Here is a 15731-nt window from a genome sequence, read left to right on the forward strand (position 1 = left end):
CCTCAGCTCAGCAGCGCGGACGCGAGCTGCCGGTAGCCCTCGCTCGGGAAGGTGAACGGATCCGCGGTGAGCACCTGGATGGCGACCTCGTCGGCACCGGCGGCGTAGTGCTTCTCGATGCCGGCGACGACGCTGTCGAGATCGCCCCACGGGATGAGCACGTCCATCAGGCCGTCGCTGCCACCGTCGGCGAGGTCCTCGTCGGTATACCCGAGACGACGCAGGTTGTTCGAGTAGTTCGGCAGCGCGAGATAACCGCGCATGTACTCGCGGGCGATGTAACGCGCAACGGTCTCGTCGGTTTCGAGGACGACGGCCACCTCGGGCGCGAGCAACGGCTCCGAGCCGAGGGCCTCACGCGCAACCGCGGTGTGCGCGGGCGGAACGAAGTACGGATGGGCTCCTGCCGCGCGCTCGGCGGACAGCTCCAGCATGCGCGGGCCGAGCGCCGCGAGGACCCTGCGATCGGTGGGCACCGGCGTCGACGCCACATCGAGGCCGTCGAGGTACTCGACCATCCGGCTGTAGGGCTTGGTGTAGCTGGTGTTCTCCCGCGCGTCGACGACGGGAGCGTGACTCGTTCCGACGCCCAGCAGGAAACGACCGGGATACCGCGACTCCAGATCGGCGACCGCAGCCGCCGTGGTCTCCGGGTCGGCGTGCCAGATGCTGATGATGCCGCTCGCCAGCTCGAGCGTCGTCGTCGCCGCGAGCAGTTCACCGTAGACGGAGGGGAAGCCGTCCTTGAATCCGCCGGACGTCCACAACCGGGAGTACCCGAGCTCCTCCAGTTCGCGGGCTGCATCGAGCGCCTGCTCGCGAACCTTCCGACTGAGCCAGAACGCGCCACCCCACACACTCACTCGTCGTGTCATGCGACCGACCCTTGTCGCGTTCCGGCACTCGGTGCAGCCGGTTCGGCCCGTGGCCGGATCGGAACGGCTCCACCGGTCGGCTACAGTTCGCATTCGGGTTCAACAGACAGCCCGTCCATACGTGTGTTCGCAGACCGACAGGTTCGGGACCGCACCGCCGTCGGGATTCGTCGCCCGTAGGCGCGAATCGGGCACGGGCCGGGAAGCTGGGGTGGATGTGATCGGTATCGTGCGTTCCGCCGAGGTCGGAGCGACGGTGCGGCGATGAGGGATCCTTCGGTTCCCGAACCGCGCATCGAGCGGTTCTCGTCGCGGCTGGTCGTGCAGAGCTGGTTCCAGGTCGCGTTCGCGGTCCTCGCGGTCTTCGCCGTCCTCGGCTCGATCGTGGGCGGAATCTTCATCCAGCGCACCGTGCAGATCACCGACGAGGTGACCGGGCGGATCCAGCCCGCGATGACGGAGTCCTACCGGCTGCAGAGCTCATTGCTCGATCAGCAGACCGCGGTCCGCGGGTATGCGCTCACGACCGACCCGATCTTCCTCGGGCCGTATCGCGCCGGCCGAGCCGATCAGCAGGTCGCCCTCGATCGCCTCCGTGAACTCCTCGCCGACCATCCCGAGCTCCTCGCCGACATCGACTCCATCGACGCCACCGCCCGGCAGTGGCAGACGCAATATGCAGAGCCGATCATCGCCACAGTCGTGCCCGGGCAGCCGCGCCCCGTCGATGCGAACCTGGCAGAGGAGGACCGGCTGACCTTCGGTGAGATCCGGTCGATGTTCGTCCGGGAGAACAGCGCGCTCTCCCGTGTACTCGAAGAGAACCTCGACGATCTCGTGCAGTCCCGGACGATCCGCAACTCGGTCCTGATCGCCATGGTGATCACGTTCATCCTCACCGGCCTCGCGATGGTGGCCCTCGTCCACAATCTCGTCGCCGTGCCGCTCAGCAAACTCCGCAACGCCAGTCGCCGGGTCGCGCTGGAGGAGAACTTCTACCAGCACATATACCCCCAGGGACCGAAGGACATCCGGGCACTCGCCCTCGACGTCGAGACGATGCGCGGTCGTATCGCGGACGCGTTGGCGGACTCCCGGAAGCAGCAGACCCTGCTCGCGAAACAGACCGAGGATCTCGATTCCCAGGCCGAGGAACTCCGCCGCTCGAACACCGAACTCGAGCAGTTCGCCTACGTCGCATCGCACGACCTGCAGGAACCGCTGCGGAAGGTCGCGTCCTTCTGCCAGCTGCTCGAGAAGCGGTACGGCGACGTCCTCGACGATCGTGGACGACAGTACGTCGAATACGCCGTGGACGGCGCGAAACGGATGCAGGTGCTGATCAGCGATCTGCTCGCCTTCTCCCGGGTCGGACGCGTCCACGACGCCTACGTCCGGGTCGACCTCGGCCGACCGCTCGAGAAGGCGTTGTTCAACCTCTCCGCCTCCATCGAGGAGTCACAGGCGCAGATCGAACGCCCCGACGACCTCCCCGAGCTCACCGGCGACCCCACTCTGCTGACGATGCTGTGGCAGAACCTGGTCGGCAACGCCATCAAGTTCCGCCATCCCGATCGCACCCCGGTGATCAGGATCGAGTGCGAAAAGGCCGAGGCCGAGTCGGACGGTCCGCGGTGGCACTTCTGCGTCACCGACAACGGCATCGGGATCGACAGCGAGTACGCCGAGAAGGTGTTCGTCATCTTCCAGCGGCTGCATCCTCGCGACGATTACCAGGGCACCGGTATCGGACTGGCGCTGAGCAAGAAAATCGTCGAGTATCACGCGGGAAGAATCTGGATCGACACCGAGTACGGCGATACTCATACCGAGGGCACTCGAATCTGCTTCACCCTCGGAACCGCATCACGCCCCGTCGAGCAGAAGCAGGGGACAACGTCATGAGGAGCACGATCGTGACCTATCCCGCTGCCCGACCGGTGGACGTCCTGTTGGTCGAGGACGATCCCGGCGACGAGCTGATGACCCGTGAAGCATTCGAGGACAACAAGATCGGCAACGCCCTACACGTCGTCCGCGACGGGGCGGAAGCACTCGACTTCCTGTACCGCCGGGGCGACCACGAGGGTGCGCCGCGCCCGGATCTGATCCTGCTCGACCTGAACCTGCCGAAGTACGATGGCCGGCAGGTGCTGACGAAGATCAAGTCCGATCCGGAACTGTCCGACATCCCGATCGTGGTGCTCACGACCTCGTCGGCCGAGGAGGACATTCTCCGCAGCTACAAGCTGCACGCCAATGCGTACGTCACCAAGCCGGTCGATCTCGACCAGTTCATCGGTGCCGTGAAGCAGATCGACGAATTCTTCGTGCAGGTCGTGCGGCTACCGCGTCGCGGACGCTGACGAGAAGCTCCGCGGGGCGGCTCGGGCCGAACCGTCAGGACAGGATGCCGAAGATCGCGACCACGAAGATGATCACGATCACCGCGACGGCGAGCAGCGTGAGCCACCCGCTGATGGGGAATCGCTTTCTCGTGTCCGGTTCCGGAGCGGACAGCCCGGACGTCGTCCCCGAGTCCGGGGGCGTCGATCCGGGCGCCACGCCGCCACCGGGCTCGAGATCCGGGGTGCGCGAAGGTTCGGGATCCTGGCTTCCGTGGTGTTCGGGGTCCGAAGTGGTCACCTGACCTCCTTCTGTGCGGCTGCGCTCCCGCAAGAGCGGCCACAGACATGTGTCGCGGTGATTCGGTTCTGTGGCGACATACCTCTCCTCCGGCACGCGCAAACATGTGCGGCGCGGCAGGGACCCGCTCGCGGGCAGCGTTTGCCCGCGCCGAGCGGGGGTAGGCATCGAGGGACACGTGCCGGGCACGGCCCGACATTCCTGCACCCGAGGAACCGAGGAGCGACATGAAGGCAGTGACATGGCAAGGGCGCCGCAACGTGAGCGTCGATACGGTGCCCGATCCGACGATCCAGGAGGCCGGTGACGCCGTCATCCGCGTCACCACCACCAACATCTGCGGCTCCGACCTGCACCTGTACGAGGTGTTGGGAGCCTTCATGACTCCCGGCGACATTCTCGGTCACGAACCGATGGGCATCGTCGAGGAGGTCGGCTCCGGCGTCACGAAGCTGAAGCCCGGCGACCGGGTGGTGATCCCCTTCCAGGTGTGTTGCGGCCAGTGCTTCATGTGTTCCCACGGCCTGCATTCGCAGTGCGAGACCACGCAGGTCCGTGAGGAGGGCACCGGCGCCGCACTGTTCGGCTACTCGAAGCTCTACGGCAGCGTGCCCGGCGGGCAGGCCGAATATCTGCGCGTCCCCCATGCCGACGCCACCCACATCAAGGTCCCGGAAGGGCCGGCCGACGACCGTTTCGTCTACCTTTCCGACGTGCTGCCCACCGCGTGGCAGGCCGTCGAGTACGCGGAGATCCCCGACGGCGGAAGTGTCACGGTGCTCGGCCTCGGCCCCATCGGAGAGATGGCCGCCCGCATCGCGGTGCACAAGGGTGCCCGCGTGATCGGCGTGGACATGGTCCCCGAGCGACTGGCCCGCGCGGCCTCCCGCGGCATCGAGGTCGTCGATCTGCGCGAGGTCGACAACAATCCCGGCGACATGATCCGTGACATGACGAACGGGCGCGGCACCGATTCGGTGATCGACGCCGTGGGTATGGAGGCGCACGGCTCGCCCGTCGCGAAGCTCGCCCAGAGTGCCGCCGGCTTCCTGCCGTCGGCGATCGCCGAGCCGTTCATGGAGAGGCCGGAGTGGACCGTCTCCACGCGCTGTACACCGCGATCGACGTCGTGCGGCGTGGTGGCGCGATCTCGTTGAGCGGTGTGTACGGCGGGGCGGCGGATCCGATGCCGATGCTCACCCTGTTCGACAAGCAGATCCGTCTCCACATGGGTCAGGCCAACGTGTTGAACTGGGTCCCGGAGATCCTGCCGCTGCTGACCGACGAGGATCCGCTGGGGGTCGACGACTTCGCGACCCACCGCCTCCCGCTCGACAACGCACCGCACGCGTACGAGATCTTCCAGAAGAAGCAGGACGGCGCCATCAAGATCTGCCTGAAACCGTAGTGGACGCAGCCGAACCGGGCCCGGGAATCATCCCGGGCCCGGTTCGCCGTAGCGGTTCACTTCTCGATCGCGGCCTGGCCGTTCGCCTCCGCGTCGATCACCGAGATCTTGCGGGGCTTCGCCTTCTCTGCGACAGGAATCGTCACCCGTAGAACACCACCGCGGTACTGCGCTTCGATCCGATCGGTGTCGAGGGTGTCACCGAGGAACAGCCTACGAGTGAAGATGCCTCGCGGCCTCTCGGTCGAGACGAATTCCTTGTCCCGGTCGACTTCCGGACGTTCCGCGCGCACGGTGAGCACGTTGCGTTCGACATCGAGGTCGATCGAGTCGGCGTCGACGCCCGGGAGATCGAACTCGGCGACGAAACGGTCGCCTTCTCGCCATGCATCGAGCGGCATCACCGCGGGCCGTGCCATGGTGCCGAGCACCTGCTGCGTGAAGCGATCGATATCGCGGAAGGGGTCGGTGCGCATCAACATCGGTCTGTCACCTCCGACTGTCCGGCCGTTCGTGACGGCCACGCTTTGTTGATTACCTGTGTCCGTAGACACAGATTTATTATGGACCTGTGATAAGGTTCGGTCAAGTCGCGGGTGACCGCAGCGCGACCCGAGAAGACCGACTCCGGAGGAAACGATGACGCCAGATCCGTTACGCGCCCGGCGCGGGGTCTACGGCATCTCGGTGGCCGCCGAACTGTCGGGACTCGACCCGCAGACCTTGCGCCTGTACGAACGCCGAGGGCTGCTGAACCCCGCACGCACAGCGGGTGGGACGCGCCGCTACAGCGACAACGATCTCGAGATCGTCCAACGGATCGTCGAACTGGTGGGCTCCGGAATCAATATCGCCGGAATCGCCCGGATCCTCGAACTCGAGGCGAACAACGCGGCCCTCAAGGAGGACAACGACCGTCTGCGCTCCACCCTGGACAGCAGACCCCCTCCCCCGCCGCATACTTCCTAGACCGCCTCTACCTGTGCAAACAGCAGAAAGACCGGGCCGGTTCAGTAGAACCGGGCTAAGATTCAAGAACGCCTCAGAGGTGCGTAGGAGTGCGTCCGCCAATGACGCACCGATAGCAATAAGGGGTGACCTCAGTGCGCAACGCACAGCACGATTCACCGAATACCGGACAGGGACAGCAGGACATGGCATCCCGGCCCAATCACATCGCAGACGACACGATCCGCTGGCCCGATCCGAGCCCGCTGGACGGATGGTGGGCCCGCGTCATGGGCAAGTCGGTTCCCTGAGAGGAACCGGCACGATCCGACCATTCCACGACATCGATTCGCGGATACCGAGTTGTTGATATCGAGGTGGACATGACGCCGCACCGCGACCCGATCTCCGGTGGCCGGTGGGTCTTCCGTTGCGACCATTGCGATCACTGCTACCGCACTGCCGCACAGAGCAAGCTGCAGGCAGAGCTCTATGCCCAGATGAACGGCTGGGCCATCCATCCCACGACGTTGTGCCCCGGATGCGCAACACTGTTCACCGGCGAGTTCGCGCCGCTCGCGCACGCCGACGGTTGATCCGATAGTTGTCGCAGTCGCCGGTCGGGAGGCGGGTGAGCATCTAGGCTCGCTTCATGACCGGCGACGCAACACGTATCGATTCACCCGAGAAACTCTCGGCTGCTCTCGAGACCACGGGATATCTCGCCGACGACGGACTGGCGACCGTCGTCTTCCTTGCGATGCGTATGGGCCGGCCGCTCTTCTGCGAAGGCGAACCCGGAACCGGGAAGACTTCGCTCGCAGCGGCTCTCGCTCAGGCCCTGGATCTGCCGATGGTCCGGTTGCAGTGCCACGAGGGCATCGACGCCTCGCAGGCCCTCTACGACTGGGATTTTCCCCGGCAGTTGCTCCATCTGCGCTCGCTCGAAGCGGCGAGCGACGGTGTGCTCGATGCGGACACCGCCGAGCGTTCCCTCTACACGGAGCGCTATCTCCTCGTCCGCCCGTTGCTGCAGGCGCTCACCGACTCACCGTGCGTGCTGCTCGTCGACGAAATCGACCGCGCCGACGACGAGTTCGAGGCCTTCCTACTCCAGTTGCTCGACGAGAACGCGGTGACGATCCCCGAATTGGGCGAGATCCGCGCGGAGGTCCCACCGCTGGTGGTGCTCACCTCCAATCGGACCCGCGAGGTGCACGACGCACTCAAGCGCCGCTGTCTGTACCACTGGGTGGAGCATCCCGATCTCGAACGCGAGGTCGCGATCCTGCAGCGGCGGCTGCCCGGTCTGGGGCACCCGCTCGCCGAGCAGATCGCCCGCGCGGTGCGCTCGTTCCGCGAACAGGACCTCCTGAAGCCACCAGGGATCGCCGAATCCCTCGACTGGGCGCGCGCACTGGTCGCCCTCGACCGCGACGTCCTCGACGCAGCGACCGCTGCGGCGACACTCGGTGCCGTACTGAAGTACCGCGAGGACATCGACCGGGTCACCCGCGCCGGACTCGACCTCTCGAGGGCCGGATGACGACCGCCCCCGGACCGGTCGCCGGGTTGGCCGGCTTCTGCCGCGCCCTCGCCGCCGCCGGTCTGCCCGTCGCCCTCGACGCCACCGCCACCTATCTCGACGCCCTCGCACACGTCGACGTCGGGGATCCCGTGCAGGTCTATTGGGCAGGCCGCGCCACGCTGTGCCGCACACCGGACGACACGGCCCGCTACGACGTGGTCTTCGTCCACTGGTTCGGCGACACCGTCCCCACCGGCTCGCGTACCCACGGGCAACGCACCCGCACCGCACGGATCGCCGCGCTGTCCCGCAGCGAGGGCGCCGAGGGCGATTCCGGTGACGACGCGCCACGCCTGCAGGTCGCGGCGGACGACACCGACGTCCTCCGGCACCGCGACGTGGCCGAATTGACGACCGCCGAACGCGCTCACCTCGCCGAACTGCTCGCGCGGTTGCAGCCCCGACCCCCGACGCGTCGGGGATTGCGGTCGAAGCCCTCCCGCCGCGGGCCGGTGGACCCGCGGCACACCCTGCACGACATGCTGGCGGGCGGAGGCGAACCCGTCCGGCCGCGGCACCGGGCACGAGCGACGAGACCGCGCCGGGTGGTGTTGCTGATCGACGTGTCCGGCTCGATGAGTCCCTACGCCGACGCGCTCCTGCGGTTCGCGCACGTCGTCACGCGTGCCGCGCCGTCGTCCACCGAGGTGTTCTCCCTCGGCACGCGGCTGACCCGCCTGTCGCGTGCGCTGCGTGCCCGCGACCCGCAGATCGCGCTCGCCGGGGCCTCGCGTGCGGTACCGGACTGGGCGGGCGGGACACGTCTCGGCGACACGCTCGGCGCGTTCCTGGACCGCTGGGGGCGCAGAGGTTTCGCGCGCGGCGCGGTGGTGGTGATCTTCTCCGACGGCTGGGAGCGCGGCGACACCTCGCAGCTCGGGGAACGCATGGCGCAGCTGCATCGCCTCGCGCACCGCGTGCTGTGGGTGAACCCGCACGCCGGCGGCGCCGGATACGAACCGATCCAGTCGGGTATCTCCGCGGCCCTGCCGCACATCGATCGTCTGCTCGCGGGACACAGCCTTGCGACACTGGAAGAACTTCTCGAGGAGGTTCGGCGTGCGTGAAATTCTGGACGAGCTCGACCGGCGGTACCGGGACGGGGAGGCCGTCGCGGTAGGCACCGTGGTCTCGACTTTCCGTTCGGCGCCCCGGGGGCCGGGTGCATCGATGCTGGTCGCGCAGGACGGCACCGTCACCGGCAGCGTCTCTGGCGGGTGCGTCGAAGGCGACGTCTACGAACTCGGCCGGTCGGTCATCGACAGCGGGCAGCCGGTGCTGCAACGCTACGGGGTCTCTGACGACGACGCGTTCTCCGTCGGCCTGACCTGTGGCGGCATCATCGACGTCTTCGTCGAACGGATCGACGCCGCGTCCTTCCCCGCCTTCACCGACCTGCTCGACTCCGTCCGCGCGGGCGAACCCGTCGCGCTCGCGACCGTCACCGCCCATCCCGACCCGGCGTTACGGGGACGACGGATGGTCGTGTGGCGCGACCGCGCCGACGGACAGCTCGCCTCGTCCCGCATGTACGACGCCGTCGTCGACGACGCGCGCGGCCTGCTCGAGGTGGGACGCTCGGGCACCCTTCACTACGGCACCGACGGTGAGCGTCGCGGCGAGGGGATGTCGGTGTTCGTCAACGTCTTCCAGCCCCCGCCGCGGCTGATCGTGTTCGGGGCGATCGACTTCGCGTCGGCGATGGCCCGGCTCGGCTCGTTCCTGGGCTACACGGTGACGGTGTGCGACGCGCGGGGGGTGTTCGCCACCGAGGCCCGCTTCCCCGGCGCCCACGAGGTGATCGTCGACTGGCCGCACCGCTATCTCGCGGCCGAGGCCGAGGCCGGACGTGTGGACGCCCGCACCGTCATCACGGTACTCACCCACGACCCGAAGTTCGACGTGCCACTCCTCGAAGTCGCCCTACGGCTCGACGTGGCCTACGTCGGGGCGATGGGGTCGCGCCGCACACACGACGACCGGATGGAGCGTCTGCGGGAGACGGGACTGACCGAGGAGGAACTGGCGCGCCTGTCGTCGCCGATCGGTCTGGATCTCGGGGCCCGCACCCCGGAGGAGACCGCGGTGTCGATCGCCGCGGAGATCATCGCGCTGCGCTGGGGCGGGGGCGGCGGCCGCCTCGCGGAGACACGCGGACCGATCCACGGCCACGAGGAGCACATCGGCGCTCAGAAGTACTGAGCACCACCGTCGATCGCGAAGCTCTGGGCGGTGACGAAGACGGACTCGTCGGACGCGAGGCGACCATGTTCGCGATCTCGTCCGCCTCGGCCATGTACTTGTTCAGGAAGGGCATGGTCATGCCGCCGAGCCGGGGGTTGCTCTCGGCGGTCTGGGCGATGCGGTCGCGCATCGAACCGGATCCCATCGGGTTGTTCACGGTTCAATACCGGGGATAAAGAAAAAGAAGCCCGCCGCGATGGCAGTCGCGAACGGGCTGGATGTCCGACTGAAAGGGAGTCGAACATGTCCCAGCATACCCGTGCTCACACCCCGGGCGGAATACGTCGCGGACCGAGACTTGCTGACAATTACACCGTCATGTCCAACCGTGTACTCAACGATGAAAACCTGTCGTTTCGTGCACGCGGGATCCTCGTTTGGCTGCTGTCCAAGCCAGCTGACTGGTCCATTCGATCCGAAGCGATCGCCGCACAGTCCCCAAGCGAAGGCCGCACAGCTGTACGTACGGCGATGCGTGAACTCGAAGAGCAGGGCTACCTTGTTCGCGAGAAGATCCAAAACGAACTGGGCCAGTGGGCAACCATCCAAACTGTCTATGAAGAGCCTGCCACCAGCGGAAACCCGCATCCTGAGCCGAAGACCAGGAAATCGAATCCCGGTCAGCCGCGAGACGGACGAACGGGTGCTTTTACAAAGTCCGGATCACTAAGTACTGAAACCAACAACAACACCAGCCAGGCAGACACGTCACGTGCCACTCTCGCGGGAGTAACCGTGTCGTTGTCGGAAGATGCCCGCAAGGAATTGGAGAGGCTCGATACCAACTACGCCTTGCTCATCAAGGCATGCGCTGATGCCGGACTGCCTGGATCGTTCGAACACGTCAAGCCCGAGCAGAAGGCCCAGATCCTCGAACTCATCGACCGGCACGGCATCCAGGCGCTGGCTGACCGCGCAAAGTCCATGCATCGCGACGACAACCCGACCTTGTACGCGCAGGGCTGGATACGCCTCTGGAAGGCAATGTCCTCCGGAAGCGGCACCGCACAGAGCACTGCGATTCCGTACTGCGGTGGATGTGTGAACGGCTGGATCGAGAATGAGGATCGCGATCCGATCGCTCGCTGCGAATGCCGAGGAGTCGCGTGATGCGAACCAACGACCGCGCGCTCATCGAGCTCGTCTCCGAAGCCCAGATCCTCATCGACACCGCCCACAACCGCCTGCTCGAGGACGGCGTCGACACCTTCGCCGACGCATACCGCGACGCGTTCACCACGCTGTGCGCCGGCATCTACGACATCACCGGGAGAACCGCATGATCGCCCCCAACACCCTCCACATGTTCGCTGCGCGAGTCATTGCCGAAACCGACTCCGACGACACCGTCACCGTTGTGCGTGCCGTCATCGACGCGATTCTCGACCGCTACGTCGTCGTAGATCTTCCCGAAGCGACCGACGAGGACGACGACGGACAGCGATACCTCGGGCTGAACGATTTCATTCGCGTCGACATGACCGGCCAGCACGGCCCCGAGGTCTACATCGGGGAGGTCGAAACAGCTTCCTGGGAACTTATCAGCGACGCCGCACACCGCCTTGCTGCTGCACGCCTTCTTGAGAACGCGAACGGAGACACCCAGTGACTGAGATCCGCAAGCACCTTCCGACGCGCGCCACCATCGCGGTCACACTCGCCGCTGTCGCGGCCGTCGCCGTCGCGGTCACCAGCTTCTGGCGTTCCTTCACCTCGATCGCCGAACTCGCCGTCGACTACAAGGTGCCGGCCGATCAGGCGTGGATGATCCCCGTCGCAGTCGACGGCCTGGTCGTTGTCGCGACCGTCGCAGCCGCCGTCGCACGACACCGCGTCGCACGGGCGTACTCGTGGGCGCTGCTCGTCGCGGGCACCATCGTCTCTGTCGCAGGCAACGGCATCCACGCCTGGCAGCTCACCGAATCCCCGATCGGTGTCGGCATCGCCGTCATCCCACCGCTCGTCACGCTCGCCGCCGTGCACCTGACAATCCTGCTCGCGCGACAGGACAGCGACACCGCGACAGCACCGGTCTGCGACACCGGGCCCGAACCGATCCGCGCGACAGTCACCAACGAAAGCGAGCAGGACGCGACACCGCGGCCAGTAACCCGGCTCCGTGTCGCGTCCGCGACAACGCCGCGACCTGCTGCGACACCACCGGTCGCGACACGACCAGCAGCACCACAACGCGAGACCACAATCGTCGCACCGCGAACGACACCCACCGTCGCACCGATGTCCGATACAGACGACGCGGTCAAGCGTCGCGCGCTGCAGCTCGTCGCAGAGGGCCGAACGCGGCGCGACGTCGCAGCAGAGCTCGGTGTCTCAAAAGACAAGGTGCAACGGTGGGTCACCGCGAGCCGCGAGACACTCCAACGCGAGACAGTCGCAGTCTGACCGCACCCGTCGGGGCCCCGCTGGTGTGCGGGCCCCGACGCCGTAACACTGAACGCCCCGAAGAGGATGATCCGGGCATGAAGCGGACATGCGCCGACGTGGCAGCTAATCAGGAAGCACCGAGATGAATCTACCGAAATTGAAGGTGGGGGCCGCCTGGCTCCTGATCGTATTGGCAGCTCTGGGCATACTCGGCGGCGTGACGATGGGTGTGAGGGACGGCATGGCGTACGACCCTGTCGTCGGTACCCTCGTGTGGATACTCGTGGGTTGCGGGGCGGTGTGGTACCTGCTTGTAGCGAAGCGGCGATCGGCCGTGGCGGCGAAAACGCCAATCCCCACGCGAGAGGACGAGCAGAACGCGCGCTACCTCAAGGATTGACTTTTACCCCATCGCGAGACAGTCGCAGTCTGACCCGAACCCGTCGCGGTCCCGCACACAATCGGGACCGCGACGCGACAATGTCCGTCACTTTCACGTCCTCGGCACTACTGTCATCCGGGACTCGAAACCAACCTGGAAGGCACGCCCTGTGAAACTCCGCGCTGCATCCGCCCTCGGATCCGTCGCTCTCCTACTCGCCGCGTGCGGCAGCTCCGACACCGCCGATGAGCCCGAGACGAGCACTACGGCTTCCGGCTCCGTTGAGGTCGGCAGCGAGACACCCGACCTCAACGTCCGCGGCGCAGTTGAGGTCGCACTCGGTGAGACGGCCACCGTGGTGCAGAACGGCGTCACGGTACTCGAGGTGTCCGACACGTCGCTGTCCACCGACGAATGCGCCGAGAACACCACGCTGCCTGGTGAGGTGACGAAGCAGTCGTTCCGTGCGACCATCGCGGTCGGACCAGAGTCCATCCCGGAGTGGCTGTGGCAGTCCGACTTCTACTATGTGGACGAGAACGGCAAGATCGCGAAGAACACCGATACGTCGGACGCGACGCCGTGCACTGGCGGAGGTAGCGGGGCATTCATAGACCTGCCGCCGAACTCATCAGCGGACGGACGAGTCACGCTCGACGTGCCCAACGCGTCCCGGTCCATCGGCTACCACACAACCCAGGGTGGCAACGACATCCGCATCGAATGGACTCTTCCGGAAGAGCAGCTAGACGAAGCGGCCGCGGACAACGCGCCCACCACCACGTCGGAGGAGGTGTCTGCACCGGCCGTTGAAGCGCCGGCCGCCGAGCAGCCGCCCGTCGGGTACACCGGAGCTCCGATCGGTGATCCGCAGCCGCTCGTCGGGAAGGTCATCGACTACTGCATGGATCCGTCGGTGTCGCAGACCGGCACGACGCAGTTCACCGACGGCACCACTGGCTGGACGCAGGAGTGCGCCGACCAGTGGACCTCCTGACGCGACGAAAGCGCCCCACCTCGAAAGAGGTGGGGCGCTTTGCTGTCGCAGGCGCTACGCGGCCATGAACGTCGACACGACGTACGCGGCATGGTTGTCGAGACTGACCCGGCCGCGGTCGTAAGCCAAGGTCTGCCGGATGTCGGAGTGTCGCGCTGCGAGCTGCACCTGTCGCAAAGGAACCTTCGCATCCAGGGCCGCGACAACGAAGGTGTGTCGCAACGTGTGACACGAGACAGGCTTGGCGATCCCAGCGTGTCGCGCGAGACGCTTCACGACACGATCCGCGGATCGTCGCGTCATACGCGAGCCGTCGCGTCGCAACAGCAGCGGACCGCGACGACGTTCGCCGGCGGCGCGCTCCATCGAGCGCAGCACCGGAACGGGTAGCGGGATCGAAGCGGACTTGGTGCCCTTGCCGGTGAAGCGCACGACGCGGTGTCCGCGTTCGGTGTCCTGGAAGTCCTCGACGTTGATCGAGCAGGCTTCCGAGACACGGAGACCGAGCAGACCGAGCATCGCGACGAGAGCCTCATCGGCCGGCGTGGACTGCCGCGCCGTGAACATCAGCGACTGGAAGTCCTGCCGCTCGAGTCCGATCTTCTTCGTCAGGTCCGTCGTCCACCGAGGCATCTTCACGTTGACCGCCGGGGACTTCGGGATGAGGCCGTCTTCCTGCATGAGCCAGAAGAACACGCGCAGGCACACCAGGCGACGGTGCACGGTCGCCGGCGCGTTGCCGCGTTCGATCTCGAGGTAGCGCGCCCAGAGCTCGATGTGCGCGCGTTCGATGCCGAAGATCGGGTCGAGGCCGTAGCCGCGACACCACTGGAACCACAGGCGCATGTCGGTCTCGTAGGCGGTGAAGGACTGTCCGGTGTAGCGAGCGAGGAATCCCGCCACCAGCAGGTCGTGCTTGGTCATCGAGCGGGGCGGGAGAACCTCTGTCGGGGTAGCGTCATGCACGGTCATCACTCCATTACGGGTGGCGTGGTGGCAAGGCCCCGGCCGGTGCTCGAATCACCGGTTCGGGGCCGATCTTGTTTGACGCTTCCGGAAGCTACCCGCGGTTCCTGAGAGCAACCTTGTAACCGCTATCGCGGGTGCTGTCTTACTTACTCGACATGTGGCGCCCATCGCGTGGGGCCTCGTGCTTGACAAGATTCATCGCACCGATGGTGACCGCGACGACGGACGGAACGATGACCAAGACATTGGTATCGGAGTACGTGACCAGGACGTACGAGATGGTGCCGAACAGCAGCCCGATCACCATCAGAACGAGGCTGAAGACGTCGAGGCGGCGCCGCGACTGTGGCTTAAGAGGTGCCGTCACCTGCCCTCCTCCTATGGTTCTCAACCTTCAGTACAGTCCATGTAGTACGTGTGCGCCCGTTCTTCACGATTTTATCGGCGCGGATCCGCAGCTGAAAGATGTCGCTGCTGCTGATCGCGAGTCCTTCAGCAACACGTCGAAGGAAATCCGCGTCATCGACTGTAGCCTTCCGTGTCTGACCGGCCGCCCTCACCTTCCACCTCGTCGGGTCACCGAAGTCGATCGCCTGCATCTGCCCGTCAACCTCAAACGTCTCCTCCGACTCCTCGACCTCGTCGGTCGGCGCAACACTGTCGAAATCGGCGCGCGTGAGGACAAACTCATCGGAGGGAGGCGTCTGCTCGTCCTCGCTCGACGGTGCTCCGCTGACATCGAGTGTCGACACCCGATCATCACCCAGAGGCGCCATGATCTCCCTCAACTGCTTCTTGCGGCGATGCTTGCGCTTGTTCAGCTCCTCCCAGACCGGCCTCGAGACCTCCTGGACAGTGTCGTCCTGCCACATGATCTTGACGTTGCCGTTCTCGAGGTGCTCGAAGTCCTGAACCTCGGCTCGCATCGACTTGGTAGCCAAACTGATGAGGGTAGCCACCGACGGGATGCCAGTCACCGCAGCGACACCTTCCCAGTTCTCACCCGCCATACGGATCGCTTCAATGATGAACGAACCCTCCTGCGGGGGCCGCACCAACATCACAGAGTCGGCGGGCCCCTCGTCGTGGAAGGCGCCAGCTTTGTCGAAGTCGCTGACAAAGCTTGCCAACCCTTGAAGTACCTGCGCGACATCCGCTGCCCGCAGTTCGTGGAGGTCGGTACCCGACTTCTCGTCCCCATCGAAGCGCAGTGTGACCGAATCGAGAACTTTACGCGTGTCTGCCATTCGCGAATCGTAGCGACAGATCTCACATTCGCCCCGCGGAGG

The 15731-nt window shown here is 65.9% G+C and carries 20 protein-coding genes and 1 pseudogene; 15 read left to right on the plus strand and 6 right to left on the minus strand.

The window, feature by feature from the left end:
• Positions 1 to 2 precede the first annotated feature (2 nt).
• The gene (locus BO226_RS19070; protein WP_198040578.1) at positions 3 to 875 is read right to left on the minus strand and encodes an LLM class F420-dependent oxidoreductase; all 873 of its coding nucleotides are present in this window, start codon (positions 873 to 875) and stop codon (positions 3 to 5) included.
• A gap of 264 nt (positions 876 to 1139) precedes the next feature.
• Between BO226_RS19070 and BO226_RS19075 the strand changes: the two genes are divergently transcribed.
• Together BO226_RS19075 and BO226_RS19080 are read left to right on the plus strand one after the other, a co-directional pair.
• Positions 1140 to 2780: a sensor histidine kinase gene (locus tag BO226_RS19075; protein ID WP_064256804.1), complete on the plus strand. Its 1641-nt coding sequence runs from the start codon at positions 1140 to 1142 to the stop codon at positions 2778 to 2780.
• Positions 2777 to 3241 carry a response regulator gene (locus BO226_RS19080; protein ID WP_006550760.1) on the plus strand — a complete coding sequence of 155 codons (465 nt, stop codon included), beginning with the start codon at positions 2777 to 2779 and terminating at the stop codon, positions 3239 to 3241. Before BO226_RS19075 ends, BO226_RS19080 begins: the two co-directional genes overlap by 4 nt.
• 34 nt (positions 3242 to 3275) lie before the next feature.
• Here BO226_RS19080 and BO226_RS19085 read toward each other — a convergent pair whose 3' ends face one another.
• Positions 3276 to 3521 (minus strand): DUF6480 family protein, encoded by a 246-nt coding sequence (locus tag BO226_RS19085; protein ID WP_006550761.1) that lies wholly within the window; start codon positions 3519 to 3521, stop codon positions 3276 to 3278.
• A 227-nt stretch (positions 3522 to 3748) separates the two neighbouring features.
• Here BO226_RS19085 and BO226_RS19090 point away from each other — a divergent pair.
• Positions 3749 to 4929: pseudogene (locus BO226_RS19090) on the plus strand (zinc-dependent alcohol dehydrogenase).
• Positions 4930 to 4985: 56 nt separating this feature from the next.
• Here BO226_RS19090 and BO226_RS19095 read toward each other — a convergent pair.
• Positions 4986 to 5411, minus strand: a complete 426-nt coding sequence (locus BO226_RS19095) for an Hsp20/alpha crystallin family protein (RefSeq protein ID WP_064256803.1) — start codon at positions 5409 to 5411, stop codon at positions 4986 to 4988.
• Positions 5412 to 5568: 157 nt separating this feature from the next.
• On the opposite strand from BO226_RS19095, the gene BO226_RS19100 reads away from it, so the two are divergent.
• The 12 genes from BO226_RS19100 to BO226_RS19145 all read left to right on the plus strand — a co-directional run bounded on the left by BO226_RS19100 (position 5569) and on the right by BO226_RS19145 (position 13473).
• Positions 5569 to 5898 carry a MerR family transcriptional regulator gene (locus BO226_RS19100; RefSeq protein WP_006550764.1) on the plus strand — a complete coding sequence of 110 codons (330 nt, stop codon included), beginning with the start codon at positions 5569 to 5571 and terminating at the stop codon, positions 5896 to 5898.
• 125 nt (positions 5899 to 6023) lie between these two features.
• Positions 6024 to 6188, plus strand: coding sequence for a hypothetical protein (locus BO226_RS27195; protein ID WP_153811622.1), 165 nt, complete (start codon positions 6024 to 6026; stop codon positions 6186 to 6188).
• Between the two features lie 72 nt (positions 6189 to 6260).
• Complete coding sequence (locus BO226_RS19105) at positions 6261 to 6473, plus strand: hypothetical protein (RefSeq protein WP_019290577.1); 213 nt, start codon at positions 6261 to 6263, stop codon at positions 6471 to 6473.
• A 56-nt stretch (positions 6474 to 6529) separates the two neighbouring features.
• A complete protein-coding gene (locus BO226_RS19110; protein WP_006550765.1) occupies positions 6530 to 7423 on the plus strand; it encodes an AAA family ATPase in 894 nt (297 codons plus the stop codon).
• Entirely contained in the window at positions 7420 to 8532 is a 1113-nt protein-coding gene (locus BO226_RS19115) for a vWA domain-containing protein (protein WP_064256802.1), read from the plus strand. The genes BO226_RS19110 and BO226_RS19115 overlap by 4 nt, the downstream gene beginning before the upstream one ends.
• Positions 8525 to 9667, plus strand: a complete 1143-nt coding sequence (locus tag BO226_RS19120; RefSeq protein WP_024102440.1) for an XdhC family protein — start codon at positions 8525 to 8527, stop codon at positions 9665 to 9667. The genes BO226_RS19115 and BO226_RS19120 overlap by 8 nt, the downstream gene beginning before the upstream one ends.
• Positions 9668 to 10027: 360 nt before the next feature.
• Entirely contained in the window at positions 10028 to 10819 is a 792-nt protein-coding gene (locus BO226_RS19125) for a replication protein (RefSeq protein ID WP_232237996.1), read from the plus strand.
• Complete coding sequence (locus tag BO226_RS27200) at positions 10819 to 10992, plus strand: hypothetical protein (protein WP_156895270.1); 174 nt, start codon at positions 10819 to 10821, stop codon at positions 10990 to 10992. Before BO226_RS19125 ends, BO226_RS27200 begins: the two co-directional genes overlap by 1 nt.
• Positions 10989 to 11318: a hypothetical protein gene (locus BO226_RS19130; protein WP_071935903.1), complete on the plus strand. Its 330-nt coding sequence runs from the start codon at positions 10989 to 10991 to the stop codon at positions 11316 to 11318. The genes BO226_RS27200 and BO226_RS19130 overlap by 4 nt, the downstream gene beginning before the upstream one ends.
• On the plus strand, positions 11315 to 12112 hold the full coding sequence (locus BO226_RS19135; RefSeq protein WP_071935904.1) for a helix-turn-helix domain-containing protein: 798 nt from the start codon (positions 11315 to 11317) through the stop codon (positions 12110 to 12112). The genes BO226_RS19130 and BO226_RS19135 overlap by 4 nt, the downstream gene beginning before the upstream one ends.
• 124 nt (positions 12113 to 12236) lie before the next feature.
• Complete coding sequence (locus BO226_RS19140; protein ID WP_156895271.1) at positions 12237 to 12494, plus strand: hypothetical protein; 258 nt, start codon at positions 12237 to 12239, stop codon at positions 12492 to 12494.
• A 151-nt stretch (positions 12495 to 12645) separates the two neighbouring features.
• A complete protein-coding gene (locus BO226_RS19145) occupies positions 12646 to 13473 on the plus strand; it encodes an acyltransferase (RefSeq protein ID WP_071935906.1) in 828 nt (275 codons plus the stop codon).
• Between the two features lie 54 nt (positions 13474 to 13527).
• Here the strand turns inward: BO226_RS19145 and BO226_RS19150 are convergent, their stop codons facing one another.
• From BO226_RS19150 to BO226_RS19155, 3 genes are all read right to left on the minus strand, one after another.
• Positions 13528 to 14445, minus strand: a complete 918-nt coding sequence (locus tag BO226_RS19150) for a tyrosine-type recombinase/integrase (RefSeq protein ID WP_083543686.1) — start codon at positions 14443 to 14445, stop codon at positions 13528 to 13530.
• A gap of 139 nt (positions 14446 to 14584) precedes the next feature.
• A complete protein-coding gene (locus BO226_RS27205) occupies positions 14585 to 14809 on the minus strand; it encodes a hypothetical protein (protein WP_156895272.1) in 225 nt (74 codons plus the stop codon).
• Complete coding sequence (locus tag BO226_RS19155; protein ID WP_071935908.1) at positions 14793 to 15689, minus strand: hypothetical protein; 897 nt, start codon at positions 15687 to 15689, stop codon at positions 14793 to 14795. Before BO226_RS19155 ends, BO226_RS27205 begins: the two co-directional genes overlap by 17 nt.
• Positions 15690 to 15731: the final 42 nt, after the last annotated feature.

The organism is Rhodococcus sp. 2G (assembly GCF_001886355.1).
GTDB classification, from domain to species: Bacteria; Actinomycetota; Actinomycetes; order Mycobacteriales; family Mycobacteriaceae; genus Rhodococcus; species Rhodococcus pyridinivorans.